A 16,982-nucleotide genomic window follows, 5' to 3' on the forward strand; every position below is an offset into this window, starting at 1 on the left:
GTGAATTCAGGCTATCGCTCAGCGATGATGCTGACTGCTTGCAGATGGTCGGCGTACTTTACAAACTGCTTGCGCATACCCATAACCCTTGTCCGGGCAGCATGGTTACGCATAAGGTTAAAGGCAATTTTCCCTGAATGATACGTGGCAAATGCAATAAGTGCATGGGAACCGTATAGATTTTAACGACCTTAAAGCCTTCCTCTTTCAGTAACTGTTCCCACTCTGACACCGTCAACGGTGTCGCATTAACTCTCATGGATACAGCCAAATCCTTGTAAATTTGTTTTCTGAGCGCAGGCTCAATATGGTTAGAAGCAAGGCACATCTCATGAATAGCATACTTCCCACCTGCTTTCAAAAGCCGCCTGGCTTCCGAAATAATCTGCGCCTTCTTGGCCCTTGTGTGCATCGTCAGCATGGCTTCCCCATATACCACCGTCGCAGAGGCATCCGGCAACGGAACCTGTTCAGCATCGGCAATAATGACTTCCCGATTTGCTCCGCTTGCATACGTTTTTACGATAGAAGCCGCCTTCTCATTCTGTTCAATCGCAATATAACGACGGGGATTAAGCCGCAGTGTGATTTGGGCAGTTATACCCAATCCGGGGGCAAACTCAATAACCTCATCCTGCCCGGTTACGTCAAGTCCCTCTATCATCCAACGTGTCGTTTTTAACCCTCCGGGCCTAAGCACGCGCTTACCGAGACTTGCTAATATCCAGTGCCCTGGCACCTGTTTGTAATCTACTGTCTGCATTGGCTATTAACACCTCTTCTTAAAATTTGATAATGATATTCATTATCAATACGAGTGTAAAAAAAATAACCTTTTTCTTTTTTTTATATGAGCATGTTGCTGCTGTGTCCTCTTTTATATGTTCTGCGCATAGCTTTCACTTGGCGTTTGGGTCAACACTACATGCAGACTGGAATTTGCCTCTGCACCGCCACGATAGGAAAAGTGCTCATCTCCCGTAACATGAATGATATCCCCTTGGACAACTTCCGTTGCTTCGCCGTTCACAGTTACAATACCGCTGCCTTCAAGAACAAGCAAATATACATTCGCTCCTGGGTGATTATGTGTTGGCAACTCAGCATTAGGAGTAAAGTTGAGAATAAAAATTACATTGTCGGCTTCCTTATGCACAATTCGTTTTGTAAACGCAGCTTCCTTATATTCCTGAAATTGAATGAGATTTGATTTTTTCATATTGGTTCACGCTCCTGTTTGAAATTAAATTTGCTTAAGATGGATTAATACCTTTATTGTATTGGATTATTTCGCTCGACTTGTGATTGCAATCACAAAACTAAATTTAAGTGAAAATACTTTTAAAATATTTAAAAATTTGATTTCAATCATCTTTTTCATCGACACATCCAACTAGAATCGGATTATGCAAGATGCTAAAACAATAACAAGCAGGAGGTTATTCCTATGAAGCCCGGATTCAAGCTGGCAAAGGATATTTATTGGGTAGGAAAAATTGATAATCGTGAGGTTCCCTTTCATCGTCTTTTACTATCAAAGGGTACAACTTATAATGCATATCTATTAAAAACCGGAAAGCCAACCATTGTGGATACCGTGGATATGGCGTTCGGTAGAGAATTTGCCGAAGCTGTAACCGAATTGATCGATCCATTGGATATTCAATATATCATCGTCAATCACACGGAACCAGATCACTCGGGCGGATTGGCGGCACTTGCTTCCAAGGCAACGAACGCTACGATTGTCTGCACTGAGATTGCCGTTCCGGAAATTCAACAAATGTACAAGCTTCAGCATCGCAACTTCCTCGTAATCAAGGATGGGGATCAACTGGACATTGGAGGCAAAACGCTGCTGTTCAAAGAAACTCCTTATCTGCATACAGAAGAAACCATGATTACGTATTGTATAGAAGATAAAATCTTGTTCCCTTGCGATATTTTCAGTACACACGTGGCTGTAGAGCATCTATTTGCCGATGAGGCTGGTTTTGATATCACCGAGGACTTTATCGGATACTATCAGGCTATTATTCATCCACATCGCAGATATGTGCGTACATTAATCGAAGCTGTTGCCGATCTGGATATTGAGATGATTGCACCTTCCCACGGCTTCGCGATCCGACATGATATTGCCAAGTTTATTGATTTGTACGCCTCTATGAGTACCGAAACCAAGGAGGATAAAAAAGTAGCGATTGTCTATGCCACCCTAAAAAATAACACTAAAAAAATGGCAAACATCCTGAAGGACTGCTTTTTGGAGAACCAAATCAAGGTGGAGCTATGGGACGTGGATAAAGCGGATGAAACGGAAATATTGAATAGTATTGCCTCAGCAGATGCTGTGTTCATTGGTAGCTCTACTAAATATGCCGATATGACGGGCAAATTGGAAGACCTATTGCAACAAATGCAAAAGATGAATCTGGAAGGCAAGCTGGCTGCTGCCTTTGGTTCCTACGGTTGGAGCGGGGAAGCCATTGAAGTTGTACAGGATTACTTGAACGGTACTAATATGAAGGTCCAAAGCACTTCAGATGTAATCAAATCAACGGGTATGACCCATGTGGAATTCCCGGTACGTATTCGTTTCTCTCCTACAGAAGTTGAAAAAGTGAAAAAAATTAAAAATGCCGCTGAATTTGTCTCAGATCTACTGCTTAGTGTTATTTAAAACACAGTAGCGTATAGCGAATAGGAGAGATACTGAATGGGTAACCAACATTACGTTATTATCGGAGGCAGTGTCGCCGCCGTCAACGCGGCAAAAGCGATTAGAGATCATGATGAGCTGGCCGAAATTTCTATTTACGGGGAGGAAGCATCCTTTCCGTATAACAGAGTCAAACTTTCCAAGGGACTATTCACTGATTTGCACAGTGACAAAATCCTGATCAAAAAGGAAAAGTGGTTTGCCAATCAACGAATTCATGTGTATTCCGGCATCAAGATAACCGAGATACATCCTGAGGACTGTACTATCAAAACAATAGATGGACAAACCGTTGCTTATGACAAGCTGCTGCTGTGTACAGGAGCTCACAACCGTAAGCTTGTGCTGGATGGGGCTTCTCTAAGGAACGTTCACAATATCCGTTTTCGACAAGATGCAGATAGCCTTAAAGCAGAATTGCGACAGGGAGACCGGATATGTATCATCGGGGGCGGTATTCAAGGCGTGGAAACCGCCTGGTCCTTCCAGCAAGCAGGGTATGCTGTAACCATACTGGAAGCTTCGCATCGGCTTATGCCCCGCCAGCTAGATGAAAAGGCCTCCGCTATTTTGACCGATCAAATGACCGAACGGGGTACTCAGATCCACCTTGGGCAAGGCGTAAAACGTATTAAAGGCACAGATCACGTAGAAGGTGTGGAACTACAGGACGGCTCTGTTATCCCTTGCGAGCATGTCGTGTACTCTATCGGAATTGTACCGAATACGGAGCTTGCTCGCCAAATCGGCCTTGATATTGGACAAGGCATTCTGGTGAATGCACAGATGGAGACCAGCTCCGCCAATATCTATGCAGCAGGTGATGCAGCCGAATTTCAAAGTAGAGTAGATGGGTTATGGGAAAGCGCAATGGAGCAGGGAAAAATAGCAGGCGCTAATATGGCGGGCGCATCCGTCAGCTATCAGCGTCCCCTCCCTGTAACCCTTTCAAACTGCTATGAATCTCCTCTCTTTTCCATCGGTCTGGTAGATGAACAAGTCTGCGACACCAGCCTGATTATTAAAAATCGAGCTTCTTATACACGTATGTTCATACAAAACGGCTCTATCTGCGGCGTGATTGGCTTTGGAGATGCCCTTGCTTCACTACCATACAAAACAGCCATCATGCAGGGACTCAAACCGGACGCACCAGAGCTTACAAAAATTTTGAATGACAAGGAGAACTAGAGATGAAAAAATATGTTTGTCAGCCCTGTGGATACATTTATGATCCTGCTATCGGTGACCCCGATGAAGACGTTATGCCTGGTACAGCGTTTGAGGATCTTCCAGAAGACTGGGTTTGTCCAGTCTGCGGTGAGGATCAAAGTCATTTTGCCCCAATAGATGATACAGAATAACAACCATGCGCTATAACCTGTAGTTTCCGGTTTATGAATGGAGTGAATGAATGTGAATGAGATGTCCTGTCCCTGCCAGTGCGAAAAGGAGCCCTGTGCCCGCAAAGTGCCTATCTTTTCCTCTTTGTCCTGCGAAGATTTGTGTAAGGTCAGCTCCATGATCCGACACCGAAAATATCAGAAGGGTGAAGCCCTGATTATCGAGGAACAAGCATCGGATACGCTGTACATTATTAAAAGCGGGCATGTCAAGCTGCTGAAGATGACGCCTCAGGGCAAGGAGCAAATTCTGCACATTCTGACAACTGGCGATTTTTTTGGCGAGTTGAACATATTTAACAGCGATGAGCTGAGTAACTTTAGTGCGTATGCCTTAAAAGATACTGATATTTGTATGCTCACCAAGGATGATATGGAGCAGTTGATCCGCAACAATCCCGATATCTCTTTGAAGCTGCTCAAAACCATTACTAAACGCTTGGCACATACCGAAAACCTGGCTCAAAGCCTAGCTACCAAAGACCCGGAAATCCGCATCGCCTATATGATTCTTGAGCTTGGACATAAATATGGCAAGCCGGACGGCTCCTACATTAAAATAAATCTCCCCCTTTCACGTGAGGAACTGGCTAATTATGTGGGTGTCACCCGCGAAACCATCAGTCGCAAAATCGTAAAATTTGAACAGCTGGGGATTATTCATAGCAGGGGTACAAGAGAGATTACCATCTGCGATGTACAGAAACTGAACGAATATATGGATTGAGACACATAGATACAATGTTACTCTAACATGAGGACAACAAAAAACCGCTTCTTTAACTTATGGATTGCAGTTGATCTATCAACCACTTCCATTTCGTTAAAAGGCGGTTTTTTAGCATATTTTATACTCCACTAACTATCAATTGTCGTGTTTACACCTTGGGAAGACGCTCCCCATGCAGGCTGCGCTGAAGGAAGTTCTGGCGAAACTCTGTCTGTAGAAGGAGCAGTCTCAATCGTGGTCGATTTGGAGCAATCCCGCACTACTTTGACCAAATACCCAAACAACAACACATTCAACAATGATGTCACACACAAAATAATACCGTATTGATCCCGAGAGTTGGAGCTATAGAAAATATCAAAGGTGTTCAGGAAAATCGTAAGACTGAATCCACCCGCAAGCCACAAAAATCTGCGGTCTCGTAAATACAGATACGCCAGTACAGCTAACGCGGCCGCAGGGAACAAGTACCGTTCATGCATGCTGGAAGCGAAGGTAAATACACCTGCAATGAGCACCAGCGCAGCTGCTGCTGCAAATTGTGGTTTGCGACTGCGGATATACATCCACCATGTAAATAGAGTCAACAACACAATGCAGATCATACCCCATGTATGGTAACTGAACAGGAACAGCGTTGTAGTGTCCTGCGTATAATTGCCACCAATCAGTGCAAAAAAGTTATACGCGTTCACCGAAGCATACGGATATTCGCCAACCGTTCCCTTGTATAGATCTAGCAGCCATAACGGCTCCTGCCCCCACGAAAATGGCAATATGACCAGAATGGTCGTCACAACGGCACCGCCAATGGACAACAGCCAAGGCTGTATTTTACGTTGTCTCAGCAACTCAAAGAACAAAACAGGCCCATAAATAATCCCCTGCGGCTTCATCAATACGGCTACCGTAAACAATACGGCGGACCAGCCGACCCGGTTTTCCACAAGCAGCACAATCATGCCCACAATCAGCATAGTAAAGAAAGAATCTACCTGCCCCCAGAAGGTCGAATTGATAAACACCGCCGGGTTAAACACGTAGAATATAGCCAATCCAAGGCTTATTCCATAGCCGACCCGTTTGCTCGCCAACCGGTACAGCATGTACGCTGTCACGATATCGGCTAATATATTGGGAAGCCGCAGCAGCACGGACATATAGGGACTGAAAGCATCCGTAGAGCCGATTTGACCGATCACATATAAAATATAAATATAGAACGGCGGATAATCACTTGATCCGTTCGTGTAAAAGCCCGATAAGCTATCCGCTGCTGTCGTAGCCCAGTTCCGGAATAGCATTAAATCCATGTGACCCGAAATCCATGGGGCGATCGCCATTCTTAAAAAGAAACCCACACCCAGCACAGTCCACAGCATCAGTCCTCGATTACGTTCCCCGAGCTTCCATTCACGAGCCCGAAACCGGTACGCAATAAACACGAACGTACCGAAGAACAAAGCGGCGAAAATCGCCAGCGGAGTAGCATAAGCAGATGAGGAGTTCCCACTTCTTCCACCACCCATACCACCGCCAGGACCGCCCATGCCATATCCGTTACCAGACATGCCACCGGGGCCTCTGTGCTGTCCGTCTCTGGCAACACCACTGCCGCTCGATACAGACGTATCATTCCCGGTCGTTGTACCTTTGTCACCCGATGTCGATGTCCCCTCAGTGGAGGAGTTGGTAGGTTGTCCCGCCCCCCTCATACCTCCGCCAGGTCCGCCCCCTCCCCCAAACCCGCCGGATGGGCCCTGCCTAACAGCCGCAGACTGGGACGCGGAGCTACCTGAATAACTCCATAACGAAACGACACTAGCGACAGCACACAATATGAGACTACATAGAAGTATATATTTCAGACCGTTCGCTTTCCAAACGTTCAAATCCGATGCACCTCTCTCTGTTTCTATTTTCCCATATTGTATCTGCCTTAGCTTAGGACTTTGTGAGTTCTGGCTGAATGTTGGCTGAATACCGAATCATCATACTGAAGATTGTCGTTCCATCTCCATAATCGCCCTTTCCAGCTGAGATTGCGGATGCTTCAGCATGTTGCCGTGACCGACAGCTAATAAAGATGGATTGAAACTCGCCAGCTTTTTGGCGCTTTTCAGCGAAATTCCCTTGTTCCAGGTAGCCAGTGCCGGAAAAGGAAACAGCGGCTTAAACCTTCCCGATACCGCTATACCACCTCGGGTCTGAAAGGCGTCGCCTGCAATTAGCGCTCGGGTGCGAGTATCCAAAAATGCCATCGAGCCCGGCGTATGTCCTGGTGCACTGATCGCCAACAGCGAACCTACATGATCCCCATCCTCCAGTAAAACGTCAGGCTGGGTAAGGATATGCTTCGGTACATCGCCTCGAATAGGAGTATCCGGTTCTCCTGTCTCCAACGATACATCGCCCTGTAGCAGCGGTGCGTCCCGCCTTGAAATGAACACTTGCGCGTCAGGATACCTTGCCTTGAGCTTATCCAACGCACCCACATGATCCCCATGGGCATGGGTAAGTACAATTCGAATAATCGGCTGCCCGATCCGCGCCGCAGCTTGTGCTATACCACGGGTACTGTATGGCAATCCGGCATCTACCAAGGTGAGCCCCTCTTTCTCCTCCACCAAATAACAGTTCACCGGGAACAGCCGGGGCATAAACGTCAATTGATACACATGCTGCACCTGAACAATACGCATTTATCTCATCTCCTTGACTTAATTATAAACTAATTATATTAGTATTATAAATAATATAATTAGTTTTAAGCAAATACTTTTGCTGCTATTCAGCTGGAGTTGGAGCTTGGAACTGCTACGGGGACGGCCGTACTGAGAAAACAGCAAAAAGCATCCCCGGGACTCTGCCCCCGGGGATGCCTCTCAAAACAAGAATTAATCTTTTCCTCCTGTTATTAATAACGAAGCCTTCTTAGCTATTTCCTCTTTATCAAACGGAGTAATTCCAGATGACCATAAAGCGAGAAGATGACCATTGTGGCCGTCTTCTCGCTTTATGGTCATTTATAAGCGTCCTCTGCAACAACTTCATCCGTAATTACAGCCGGATTGCCTCAGCAATAGGCGTACTGCCAGACACCAGATTAATTGCACGTTGATACGTCTGCTGTTCCTCCAGCGCTGCTACCACCGCTGCCGCCACATCTTCACGAGAAATGGTGTGGCTGGTGAGCTCCTCACCGGTAGCAACTTTGCCGGTGCCCACATCATCCGTCAGACCACCCGGACGAAGAATCGTGTAGTCCAGGTTGCTCGCTTCCAACAGGCGGTCAGCGTAATGCTTCGCCACATAATACGGTTTAATGGATTCAGGCCACTGCTCCCGATTCTCCGCATGTAGGGCGCTGACCATAACGAAGCGCTGGATACCCGCTTGTTCGGCGGCTTCCATCGCCTTGACCGCTCCATCCAGGTCGATAAGCAGTGTTTTATCCGCTCCTGTTTTTCCACCGGAGCCTGCTGTGAATACGACAGCATCGCTGCCTTTTATAGCTGCGGCAATATCACCAACCGTCCCTTCGAGGTCAGCTACCACCGTTTCTGCTCCCAAACGTTCAAGCGCTTCGGCCTGATCCGAATGGCGGATCAACGCCTTTACGCGATGCGATTTATTTTGCCCCAGTAGACGGACAAGATGTCTGCCTACTTTTCCATTTGCACCAATCACCAGTACGTTTACTCATACCCCTCCTGTATTCGCAGTCTCTCATCTACATTATACAGATGTATTTTACCCTTCGGGTCTACGACGCAATCATGTTAGCTGCATCAGGTTGAAATCAGACTTCTTTGGTAAGCTCGACATCTCTCTTTTGCCGCACACGCAGACCTGCCAAAAAGGTAGCCATCATCACCTCAATGCTCCGGTCTACTTCCACAGGTAAACCAAAGCCGCCCTTTTGTTCAAGCGAGGCAAATCCATGAAGCAGACTACGGAATCCCCTCGCTGCATGAATGCAATCTTCTTCCTTAAAGCCATAACCACTGGACAGGACGGTAATGACCAGCTCGGCCACGCGATCCGCAGCCTGCCTCATTTCGGTATCATTTCGATCAGTTGCATACAGCATCGCTTCATACAAACCGGGTCGCTCGCGAGCATACCGCATATACGCCTTCCCCATAGCGGTCAGTGCATCTTCGCCCGCTCTACCAACCGCTGCGCTCATCAAAGTTTCCTCCAACTGTTCGAGACTGTGCAATGCCAGTACTTGGCGCAGTCCGTTCAATCCGTTCACGTGGTTATACAAGGACGGAGGGCGAATGTGCAGCTTTTGCGCCAGCGTGGTGAGCGTGACATCCCCCATCCCTTGTTCATTGGCAATGTCCTCGGCAGCCCGCAGGATATCTTGCAGTTTTACTCCGTTTCTAGGCGACATCATCCTGTCCCCTTCCATCGAATTTCTATGTAATCCAGTTCCTTATACATATACAGAGTCGATCCAGATTCTATTTTAACTAATCCTGTTAGTTTATACAAAGAAAATGCCGTTTACAACAGCCAACCTGCATCGAACCTTTATAGAAGAGCATAGCAGTCATTACTGATATAATAAAAAATAAGATCATAAAACGGATCTAATCCCTTTCCCGATCCCCTACAAAGGAGCTAGCTATATTTATGGAACTCAATCCATTTCCAGCTATTGAATTCAATCACATTATCAAATATTTCGCCGGGTCTGGACAGCAACGTGCTGTTCTGAACGGGATTACGGCAAAAGTTTCCCCCGGCAAAATCACCACGTTGGTCGGTCCATCAGGGGCTGGTAAAAGCACGTTGCTTTCACTGTGCAACCTCCTAATGACACCAGATGAAGGGGATATCCGTGTCCTCGGCAAACCTATATCGGAGTGGGAGATCCCTGAACTGAGACGGAAAGTAGCATTGGTTTTTCAGGATGCCCCCATGCTTCAGGGAACGGTCCTATACAATCTCCAAACCGTAGAACGGCTGCACGGTACGGTGCTGGATGATCCTGCCGGCCTGTTGGAACGCGTAGGACTTACTCGCGACCTGTTGGAGCAGAAGGCGCAGGAACTGTCCGGCGGACAAAGACAGCGCTTGGCCTTGGCGCGGACACTCGCGAACCGCCCGGATATTTTACTGCTGGATGAGATTACTTCTGCACTGGACCCTGCCTCGGTCAAAGAGGTTGAGGAACTGCTGCTGCAAATGAACAAAAAAGAGGGAACAACGATGATCTGGATTACGCATCATATGGAACAAGCCCGCAGGTTGGGCCACGAAACATGGCTGATGATCGACGGAAGACTGGTAGAACAAGCGGATACGGAGACGTTTTTTAATGCTCCGCAGCATAGTGAGACCCGCAGGTTTGTAGCAGGAGAATGGGTATGACGATTGTTGCCTTGATTCTCTCTCTCGGTTTTGTATTTATCGCTATCGTCATGTCCAAATCCTTCAAACTCGGTCTGGACCGAGACATGATCATCGCCACGATCAGAGCGTCGGTTCAACTGCTGGCGATTGGATATGTATTGCATTTGATTTTTGGGATGCAAAGCTACGGATTTATCGTATTATTCATTCTGCTCATGATTACCGTAGCCTCACAAAATGTTGCGCGCAAAGGGCGATTTATCCCCGGTCTCATGTGGAAATCGTTCCTGACGCTGCTGTGTGTGGAAATCGTTACGCAGGCGTTCCTGATTGGCTTGCATATCATTCCGGCGACAGCACGGTATATGATTCCGATTAGCGGCATGATCATTGGCAGCTCCATGATTTTGTCCAGCCTGCTGGTGTCCCGGCTCAAGTCGGAAGTCCTGCTGCGCAAGCCTGAAATCATGCTCATTCTGGCGCTAGGCGGCACGCCTAGACAAGCCATCTTCCCTTTACTCAAGGATTGCATACGTTCCAGTATGATTCCAACCATCGAGGGGCAAAAAACGTTAGGGCTGGTCCAGCTTCCCGGCATGATGACCGGACAAATCATCGCAGGTGCCAATCCGATTGCCGCTGTGCGTTTGCAATTGCTCATCGTATTTACCACCATGACCTCTGCTATTTTGACTAGCGTGCTGCTCAGCCTGTTCATTTATCCGGCATTATTTAACCGCCAGCAACAACTGCATACCGAAGCATGGGAACGCTAATCAGGTGGATATCTCCAGTTATTTACCATTTTCTATAAAAAAATAGAATGTTTAATTCCTGACATGACGGTTAATAGATACACGTACCCGCTTTACTAAAATTCGATGAGGAGTGATTGAACATGGCTAACAACAACCAAAATGGCAAAATGAGTCGCGAAGAAGCAGGACGTCTAGGTGGAGAAGCTACTGCTAAAAATCACGACAAAGAATTTTACCAAGAGATTGGCGAAAAAGGTGGCGAAGCCACTTCCAAAAGTCATGGCAAGGACTTCTACCAAGAAATTGGTGAAAAAGGTGGCGAAGCTACTGCCAAAAACCATGACAAGGAATTCTATCAAGAAATCGGACGCAAGGGCGGCGAAGCCCGTGGCAATTCAGACCAAAGTGATAGCGACGGGAAAATGAGCAGGGAAGAAGCAGGCCGCAAAGGCGGCGAGGCCCGCGCCCGTCAGCGTAGAAATAACTGACAATAGGGAGTATGTGGTCAGTGCAATTGCAATGTAGAGGCACAGACTGCATATAAACATGAAGTATAGTGGACGTTTATGTTATAAAAGCCTATCTGCCGGAACAACGGCAGATAGGCTTTTTGTGTGAAAGTTACTTTCGTCAACCGATCATACACCTTACAATATACATAAACAGGTTAAATAACCAATCATACATATTTTATTACAAATGAAAGAATGGATTATGGGAGGTTTGCGCGAATGTTGATTACAAAGAATAAAACGGCTGCAACTATTTTAAGAATTATATTTTTTTCACTGATTTTCAGCTGGATTTATTATTATTCAGATCATCACTCAGCAGAAACCGCTAAATTAGTTAAAACTACATGTCATACAGAGAGATGCTTCTAGCGGAGGTGAATATAAAGAATTATATATTTCCTCAAAGTCTGTGATCCCTCCTCTGGTTATAGGCAAACCATATTATTTCGTATCTGATCAAAGGTACTTTCAACGCCCATATATCCGTTATGTAGAGGAGTAAAATAGAACAAGACAACAAGGACTAACATAGCCCTTGACTAAAGCTTCATGAATAATACAAAAGAGTGCATGCAACTCAAGTCAAATATTCCTGTATTCCGGCTGTTAAGATGGAGTCGAAAGGAGGGAACCCTCGTGTACGAATGGAACGAAATGGTTCAGCTCATGATCGATTGGATTGATAATAATCTTACTTCAGCACCTTCGTTGTTGAGAATGTCCGATCAGTTAGGCTACTCCCCTTACTACTGTACAAAACAGTTTCATTCTCTTACAGGAATGACGTTAAGGGATTATGTGTGGATGCGCCGGATTAGCCGTGCTGCACTGGAACTCCGGGATAGCAATGTCCGCATCCTCGATGTTGCAGTAAAGTATGGGTTTTCTTCACAGGAGGCTTTTACACGGGCATTTGTAAAAGCGTTTGAGGTAACTCCGGCTGTATACCAGAAGGAGCCCCGACCTATTCCGTTGGCCATTCGTGTTGAGGTATTCTCTCCTTATCATTACCATTTGAAGGAGCGGGATAAGATGGTTAAGGATCATTTGCAAGAAGCTGAAGTCAAAATCGAGCATATACCAGCACACAAATTTATTGGAATCTGGGATACTTCTTCTCGAAACTACGGCGATTTCTGGAGAAACGGTCACAATTGTGATGAAATTTGCGGAACATTGGAAAGCATGTCTCATCTCAAACTTCCCGAACAATTGGGTCAAACTGCGGGCTGGTTTTATCAGGATGGTCAGAAGGGCTATCTCTATGGAATACCGGTTGCCGCTGACTATGCCGGAGAGATTCCCGCAGGAATGAAGTGCCGGGACATCCCCGAATCAGATTACCTGGTGTTTTTCCACCCACCCTTCAATTATTTAAAAAACAATGGAGACGTTATGAGAATGGTGGAGGAGAAGGCTTGGAACTTTGACCCTAGCAGCCTGGGGTATGAATGGGATGAGGAAACAAAGCAGGATTATCAGCGGCATTTCCCAGAAGGATACGGATACGCAGTGTTACGTCCAGTGAAAAAAGTGTAGGGAAAAAACCCCAATAAGCCTCTACGATCAGGATGCCGTTCATCGTCTTGCTAAAGTTTGTTAAAAAATAGTAACAGTCTATTACTAACGGGTTCCGTTTTGAGGTGCAATACACATTGAATTGGCATTGTGGACACAATACGATGTAAATACAGAATAAACCGATCACTGAATTATACAGTTGTCGGTTTATTCTTGACCAGTATTTTTATTTTGCAAGTAAAAATCAATGATTTTAACCCAATCCGGTAACAACGCCACATGGTGTTTTATCGTTTCACTATCTGATTCCAATACAATCACGCCATCTGAGCTGCTGTTGTCAATGACAAATAAATGATCGATAAGTTTAAGATGTAAGAGAAGATTGTCCAGTGAGGTCTGATGCCGTCTTATAATATCAGCGGTATCAATGTGGTGACCCCCATTTCGAACTCGTGCAGCAACTCGCTCGATATTAAGACGATAATCACCAAGGCCCACATAAAACATAATAACTTCAAAGCCCTTTTCTTTTGCCACTCGCATTTGTCGAATCACATTGCCACCAGCAAGTGTCGTCTCTACGGTAAAATCTCGTTTATTTCTTATACAATCCCGCGCTAGCTTAATCGCTTCCTTTCCTGCCGATACTTTGTGTCGATCAGGGTTTTCACGATCAATCCCTCGCGCTAACGCATCTGGATCGATATTAACACTTACACCCAGTCTATCAACGATTAGATTGCGAATTGTACTCTTACCACTTCCGTTGTTTCCTGCGAATACAAACATAGTAGCAAACGGCTCATTCATGATAAAATATCCTGTTCTTTAATTCGTTCGACTTGACCATTACTGTACTCTTTAACAAATTGACCATCCGGTGTTTTGTAGACGATATATGTGCCATTTGCTTTAGCGTCCAGTTTTGCTCTATCTCCAGTTAGTTTGATTAACTTGCCTAGGTCGTGTGTACGATTCATTCAGCCATCACCATCCCATCCAAATCATATATCGAGAGTATATCATAAATCGAAAAGTCTGAAAGAATCCAGCGTCACTCAAATCCATACGAATACCGCACGGCTAAAAGTCGTGACAAGTAAATAGGATCGAAATATCGTTCTTTTTAATACATTTTAATAAATAAATTTGGAATAAATGCTACCTTCAGCTTTTTTTATTCGTCTATAACAACAAATACAATTGCGGAGGTATAGGCAATGAAATCTTTTCGTTTTTGGCTAGTTCTAATCTCATGTCTAATTATTACTGTAAATATTATGGGGTACGACGACTATAATATACTATTGGCTATCATTAGCCCGCTAGTTTGGATGTATGAATCATTTCGATTTGTGCGAGAGGCAGACATCCCCATAGCCATTGTTTACTTCACTACACTAGTTTTCTGGTATCTCATTGGATACGCTTTGGACCGTGGGATTAGAAAATTGAAAAATTAAAATCACTTGAAATTACCTTCTAAATTGTCATCTACCTTCTCAGGCTCGTACTCGACCGTTCTGTAGTCAGGTGATGAAGGAATCATATTGATCACAACATTTCTCATTTGTAGCTTGTACTTTCCTTCCTCAAAAGCAAGAATATGCTTAATGGAAGGTAACTCCATATCCTCATACTTCGTTATCGACGAAACAACAATCTTGGAAGGGTTAGAATCATCCACAGACACGATACGATAATCAATCGGTGTTCCCTGGGCTTTTAGAAAATCAAGCCGTGCCCGTTCTGTTTTAAAGCGATAATCATCAGACAGTGAAAGCATCTTGTCGTAATCGCGACTCATAGAAGCGTTCATATATTCTGAAAATGTCGAGACAGCAGCCTCTTTGGGCTTATCGGGAAGTTTATAAGATTCCTTACCTCCTCCAAAACCTGTAGCAATTACGGTCAAAATCCCTCCTAAGACAACCAAGCAAGCCAACTTATTACGCGATACAATCCTCAATAAATAAAACCCCCTTTGTTGTAAATTTTACCACCTATTTTCAACGTATCTCAACTTAAAAAGGCACTGTAAAACGCAGCATAACTTCTTGTAAAATCCCATTCATTTAAATCCAAGGCCATTCTTTTAATATAATTTTATTTTAACGTAAATGCTCACTGAATACCTTTGTTACCTTATGTAATGTCGTCTTTCCATCCTGTAAACTAAGTTCCATCAAGCGGTAACCGCTGGATCATAGAGAGGATGAGATATTTATGGGTTTGGATAATAGAGTTTTTGCGATACAAGCTGGTCTGGACGGACGTGTAAATGCAGTTATAGATCAAACCCTTGCCGAGAAGCGCCTGGTCGGCGCAGTCGTCATGATATATATGGACGGTTCACCCGTGTATGTCCGAGCGGCGGGGCTGGCTGATCGAGAAGAACAACGTCCTATGCATGAGGATGCTTTATTTCGGCTTTCTTCTGTATCCAAACCGATTGTATCTACTGCGGCTTTGGTTTTGGCAGCCCAAGGATTGATTAAGCTCGATGAATCTATTGAACGCTGGTTGCCCGACTTTCGCCCCCGATTAATCAGTGGTGAGCAGCCCTCCATTACAGTACGCCAATTGTTGACACATACAGCCGGGTTGACCTATGGCTTTTTAGAGGAAGAAGGCGGCGGTCCCTATCATCGTGCAGGCGTATCAGATGGCATGGATTTCTCAAATCTTACGCTGGAAGAGAACTTGCAACGTTTGGCTTCTGTGCCACTGTTATATACACCGGGTAAAGCGTGGGGATATTCGATTGCTACTGATGTGCTCGGCGCTATCATTACCCGTGTATGTGGCACAACCCTTGATGCAGCTGTTAAAAAGCTCGTTACCGAACCTCTCGGTATGCACGACACCAGTTTTGCGGTCGCGGATGCTGGACGGCTTGCGGCTCCTTATGTCAACGATATATCAGAACCCCGGCGGATGCGTGAGCTTGAGGTTGCGCAGGTTTTTGAAGGCACCGCAGGACTTCGTTTTCAGCCTGCACGAGCCTTTGATCCCACGGCTTTCCACTCTGGTGGCTCTGGTATGATTGGCAGCGCAAAAGATTTCATGCGGCTGCTGGAAACACTGCGAAACGGCGGCAATCCGTTGCTTTCAGAGGAATGGGTCCGTGAAATGGGCACCATCCAGACCGGGAACCTCCCCTTGGCAGGCTGGCCGGGGCGGGGCTTTGGACTAGGATTCACCGTACTCCAAAATCCCGACGAAAGTGGAACAGCAGAATCACCCGGAACGTGGCGTCTCGGAGGAGCTTACGGTCATTCGTGGTTTGTTGATCCCGCACTAAGACTTAGTGTTGTCGCCTTTACCAATACAGCATTCGAAGGGATGTCAGGTCCGTTTACAACCGAGCTTTGCCAAGCCATTTACGGTAGCTCAAATAGGGTCTAATAAAGTGGGGGTTACATGTTTATGGTCTACAGGCGAGGACAGGACAATTAACGTGGTAGAGTGGCCGTGCTTTCCACACTCATCCCCGAACTGCTCCAGCTTGAGCATAGACTCAACCATGACTTTCAGTAAGTAATTTTGCTCGCCGCTGATTCTATGGCACTCAATGACTTCAGGTGCAGATTGGCAAAACTCAACAAATGAATTGCATTGATTCGTGTGCACGAGCACGTGAGCCATGATCGGCTTTCCGACTTTCTCATGTGAAACTATGGCACGATACCCAGTGATAATACCTTTATCCTCCATGCGCCGCACTCTTTCCGTTACGGCAGGCTGGGAAAGCCCAACCTCCTTACCCAGCTCGGTCATGGAGATACGCGCCTGGTTTTGTAGACACAACAAAATTTTATGATCCACTTGATCCATCAAATCAGCCTCCTTAAGTTCAAGGTAATATCACAAAAACACAATTATTATTATGTATTATTTCGAATATTGCCTTATTATTTTATGATTTAATGAAATATTAGCATGCAAAATCAAGAACGTAAA

At 45.5% G+C, this 16,982-nt stretch carries 19 protein-coding genes; 9 read left to right on the plus strand and 10 right to left on the minus strand.

The features are described 5' to 3' along the window. Positions 1-58: 58 nt before the first annotated feature. Complete coding sequence (locus G9G54_RS11200; RefSeq protein ID WP_238807949.1) at positions 59-763, minus strand: class I SAM-dependent methyltransferase; 705 nt, start codon at positions 761-763, stop codon at positions 59-61. A 114-nt stretch (positions 764-877) separates the two neighbouring features. Next, positions 878-1,219, minus strand: coding sequence for a cupin domain-containing protein (locus G9G54_RS11205; RefSeq protein ID WP_103047231.1), 342 nt, complete (start codon positions 1,217-1,219; stop codon positions 878-880). A gap of 228 nt (positions 1,220-1,447) precedes the next feature. Between G9G54_RS11205 and G9G54_RS11210 the strand changes: the two genes are divergently transcribed. The 4 genes from G9G54_RS11210 to G9G54_RS11225 all read left to right on the plus strand — a co-directional run bounded on the left by G9G54_RS11210 (position 1,448) and on the right by G9G54_RS11225 (position 4,852). Further along, positions 1,448-2,683 (plus strand): FprA family A-type flavoprotein, encoded by a 1,236-nt coding sequence (locus G9G54_RS11210; RefSeq protein ID WP_165178030.1) that lies wholly within the window; start codon positions 1,448-1,450, stop codon positions 2,681-2,683. 36 nt (positions 2,684-2,719) lie between these two features. Further along, the gene (locus G9G54_RS11215) at positions 2,720-3,913 is read left to right on the plus strand and encodes an NAD(P)/FAD-dependent oxidoreductase (RefSeq protein WP_165178032.1); all 1,194 of its coding nucleotides are present in this window, start codon (positions 2,720-2,722) and stop codon (positions 3,911-3,913) included. 2 nt (positions 3,914-3,915) lie between these two features. Further along, positions 3,916-4,086: a rubredoxin gene (rd, locus tag G9G54_RS11220; RefSeq protein ID WP_007432984.1), complete on the plus strand. Its 171-nt coding sequence runs from the start codon at positions 3,916-3,918 to the stop codon at positions 4,084-4,086. Positions 4,087-4,147: 61 nt separating this feature from the next. After that, positions 4,148-4,852 carry a Crp/Fnr family transcriptional regulator gene (locus tag G9G54_RS11225; RefSeq protein WP_165178338.1) on the plus strand — a complete coding sequence of 235 codons (705 nt, stop codon included), beginning with the start codon at positions 4,148-4,150 and terminating at the stop codon, positions 4,850-4,852. Positions 4,853-4,983: 131 nt separating this feature from the next. Here the strand turns inward: G9G54_RS11225 and G9G54_RS11230 are convergent, their stop codons facing one another. The 4 genes from G9G54_RS11230 to G9G54_RS11245 form a co-directional block, all read right to left on the minus strand. Then, complete coding sequence (locus tag G9G54_RS11230) at positions 4,984-6,747, minus strand: glycosyltransferase 87 family protein (protein WP_165178034.1); 1,764 nt, start codon at positions 6,745-6,747, stop codon at positions 4,984-4,986. A gap of 99 nt (positions 6,748-6,846) precedes the next feature. Further along, the gene (locus tag G9G54_RS11235; protein WP_165178036.1) at positions 6,847-7,557 is read right to left on the minus strand and encodes an MBL fold metallo-hydrolase; all 711 of its coding nucleotides are present in this window, start codon (positions 7,555-7,557) and stop codon (positions 6,847-6,849) included. 358 nt (positions 7,558-7,915) lie between these two features. After that, positions 7,916-8,545 (minus strand): SDR family oxidoreductase, encoded by a 630-nt coding sequence (locus tag G9G54_RS11240; protein ID WP_238807951.1) that lies wholly within the window; start codon positions 8,543-8,545, stop codon positions 7,916-7,918. A gap of 112 nt (positions 8,546-8,657) precedes the next feature. Beyond that, positions 8,658-9,257, minus strand: coding sequence for a TetR/AcrR family transcriptional regulator (locus G9G54_RS11245; RefSeq protein WP_165178340.1), 600 nt, complete (start codon positions 9,255-9,257; stop codon positions 8,658-8,660). Positions 9,258-9,499: 242 nt separating this feature from the next. On the opposite strand from G9G54_RS11245, the gene G9G54_RS11250 reads away from it, so the two are divergent. The 4 genes from G9G54_RS11250 (at position 9,500) to G9G54_RS11265 (ending at position 13,034) form a co-directional block, all read left to right on the plus strand. Then, positions 9,500-10,240 (plus strand): ABC transporter ATP-binding protein, encoded by a 741-nt coding sequence (locus tag G9G54_RS11250; RefSeq protein ID WP_165178038.1) that lies wholly within the window; start codon positions 9,500-9,502, stop codon positions 10,238-10,240. Continuing rightward, on the plus strand, positions 10,237-10,998 hold the full coding sequence (locus G9G54_RS11255) for an ABC transporter permease (RefSeq protein ID WP_165178040.1): 762 nt from the start codon (positions 10,237-10,239) through the stop codon (positions 10,996-10,998). The genes G9G54_RS11250 and G9G54_RS11255 overlap by 4 nt, the downstream gene beginning before the upstream one ends. Before the next feature lie 122 nt (positions 10,999-11,120). Further along, positions 11,121-11,468 carry a KGG domain-containing protein gene (locus tag G9G54_RS11260; protein ID WP_165178042.1) on the plus strand — a complete coding sequence of 116 codons (348 nt, stop codon included), beginning with the start codon at positions 11,121-11,123 and terminating at the stop codon, positions 11,466-11,468. A gap of 663 nt (positions 11,469-12,131) precedes the next feature. After that, entirely contained in the window at positions 12,132-13,034 is a 903-nt protein-coding gene (locus G9G54_RS11265) for an AraC family transcriptional regulator (protein WP_165178044.1), read from the plus strand. Positions 13,035-13,223: 189 nt separating this feature from the next. On the opposite strand, the gene G9G54_RS11270 is transcribed toward G9G54_RS11265, so the two are convergent. The 3 genes from G9G54_RS11270 to G9G54_RS11280 form a co-directional block, all read right to left on the minus strand. Continuing rightward, the gene (locus tag G9G54_RS11270; RefSeq protein WP_165178046.1) at positions 13,224-13,829 is read right to left on the minus strand and encodes a zeta toxin family protein; all 606 of its coding nucleotides are present in this window, start codon (positions 13,827-13,829) and stop codon (positions 13,224-13,226) included. Then, a complete protein-coding gene (locus tag G9G54_RS11275) occupies positions 13,826-13,999 on the minus strand; it encodes a hypothetical protein (RefSeq protein ID WP_023990932.1) in 174 nt (57 codons plus the stop codon). The genes G9G54_RS11270 and G9G54_RS11275 overlap by 4 nt, the downstream gene beginning before the upstream one ends. A 485-nt stretch (positions 14,000-14,484) precedes the next feature. Then, positions 14,485-14,988: a hypothetical protein gene (locus tag G9G54_RS11280; RefSeq protein WP_165178048.1), complete on the minus strand. Its 504-nt coding sequence runs from the start codon at positions 14,986-14,988 to the stop codon at positions 14,485-14,487. Positions 14,989-15,245: 257 nt separating this feature from the next. On the opposite strand from G9G54_RS11280, the gene G9G54_RS11285 reads away from it, so the two are divergent. Further along, positions 15,246-16,427, plus strand: coding sequence for a serine hydrolase domain-containing protein (locus tag G9G54_RS11285; RefSeq protein ID WP_165178050.1), 1,182 nt, complete (start codon positions 15,246-15,248; stop codon positions 16,425-16,427). On the opposite strand, the gene G9G54_RS11290 is transcribed toward G9G54_RS11285, so the two are convergent. Next, a complete protein-coding gene (locus G9G54_RS11290; RefSeq protein WP_023990936.1) occupies positions 16,413-16,856 on the minus strand; it encodes an Lrp/AsnC family transcriptional regulator in 444 nt (147 codons plus the stop codon). The two genes, G9G54_RS11285 and G9G54_RS11290, sit on opposite strands and share 15 nt — an antisense overlap. Positions 16,857-16,982: the final 126 nt, after the last annotated feature.

Origin of the sequence: Paenibacillus sp. EKM212P (assembly GCF_011066115.1) — a bacterium.
GTDB classification, from domain to species: domain Bacteria; phylum Bacillota; class Bacilli; order Paenibacillales; family Paenibacillaceae; genus Paenibacillus; species Paenibacillus polymyxa_B.

Excerpts from the sequence above, each read along its gene's own strand:
- G9G54_RS11210 (WP_165178030.1), top strand. The coding sequence starts at position 1,448 with ATGAAGCCCGGATTCAAGCTGGCAAAGGATATTTATTGGGTAGGAAAA.
- G9G54_RS11200 (WP_238807949.1), bottom strand. The coding sequence starts at position 763 with ATGCAGACAGTAGATTACAAACAGGTGCCAGGGCACTGGATATTAGCA.
- G9G54_RS11285 (WP_165178050.1), top strand. The coding sequence starts at position 15,246 with ATGGGTTTGGATAATAGAGTTTTTGCGATACAAGCTGGTCTGGACGGA.
- G9G54_RS11225 (WP_165178338.1), top strand. The coding sequence starts at position 4,148 with ATGTCCTGTCCCTGCCAGTGCGAAAAGGAGCCCTGTGCCCGCAAAGTG.
- G9G54_RS11290 (WP_023990936.1), bottom strand. The coding sequence starts at position 16,856 with ATGGATCAAGTGGATCATAAAATTTTGTTGTGTCTACAAAACCAGGCG.
- G9G54_RS11275 (WP_023990932.1), bottom strand. The coding sequence starts at position 13,999 with ATGAATCGTACACACGACCTAGGCAAGTTAATCAAACTAACTGGAGAT.
- G9G54_RS11205 (WP_103047231.1), bottom strand. The coding sequence starts at position 1,219 with ATGAAAAAATCAAATCTCATTCAATTTCAGGAATATAAGGAAGCTGCG.
- G9G54_RS11215 (WP_165178032.1), top strand. The coding sequence starts at position 2,720 with ATGGGTAACCAACATTACGTTATTATCGGAGGCAGTGTCGCCGCCGTC.
- G9G54_RS11235 (WP_165178036.1), bottom strand. The coding sequence starts at position 7,557 with ATGCGTATTGTTCAGGTGCAGCATGTGTATCAATTGACGTTTATGCCC.
- rd (WP_007432984.1), top strand. The coding sequence starts at position 3,916 with ATGAAAAAATATGTTTGTCAGCCCTGTGGATACATTTATGATCCTGCT.
- G9G54_RS11250 (WP_165178038.1), top strand. The coding sequence starts at position 9,500 with ATGGAACTCAATCCATTTCCAGCTATTGAATTCAATCACATTATCAAA.
- G9G54_RS11270 (WP_165178046.1), bottom strand. The coding sequence starts at position 13,829 with ATGAATGAGCCGTTTGCTACTATGTTTGTATTCGCAGGAAACAACGGA.
- G9G54_RS11260 (WP_165178042.1), top strand. The coding sequence starts at position 11,121 with ATGGCTAACAACAACCAAAATGGCAAAATGAGTCGCGAAGAAGCAGGA.
- G9G54_RS11255 (WP_165178040.1), top strand. The coding sequence starts at position 10,237 with ATGACGATTGTTGCCTTGATTCTCTCTCTCGGTTTTGTATTTATCGCT.
- G9G54_RS11245 (WP_165178340.1), bottom strand. The coding sequence starts at position 9,257 with ATGTCGCCTAGAAACGGAGTAAAACTGCAAGATATCCTGCGGGCTGCC.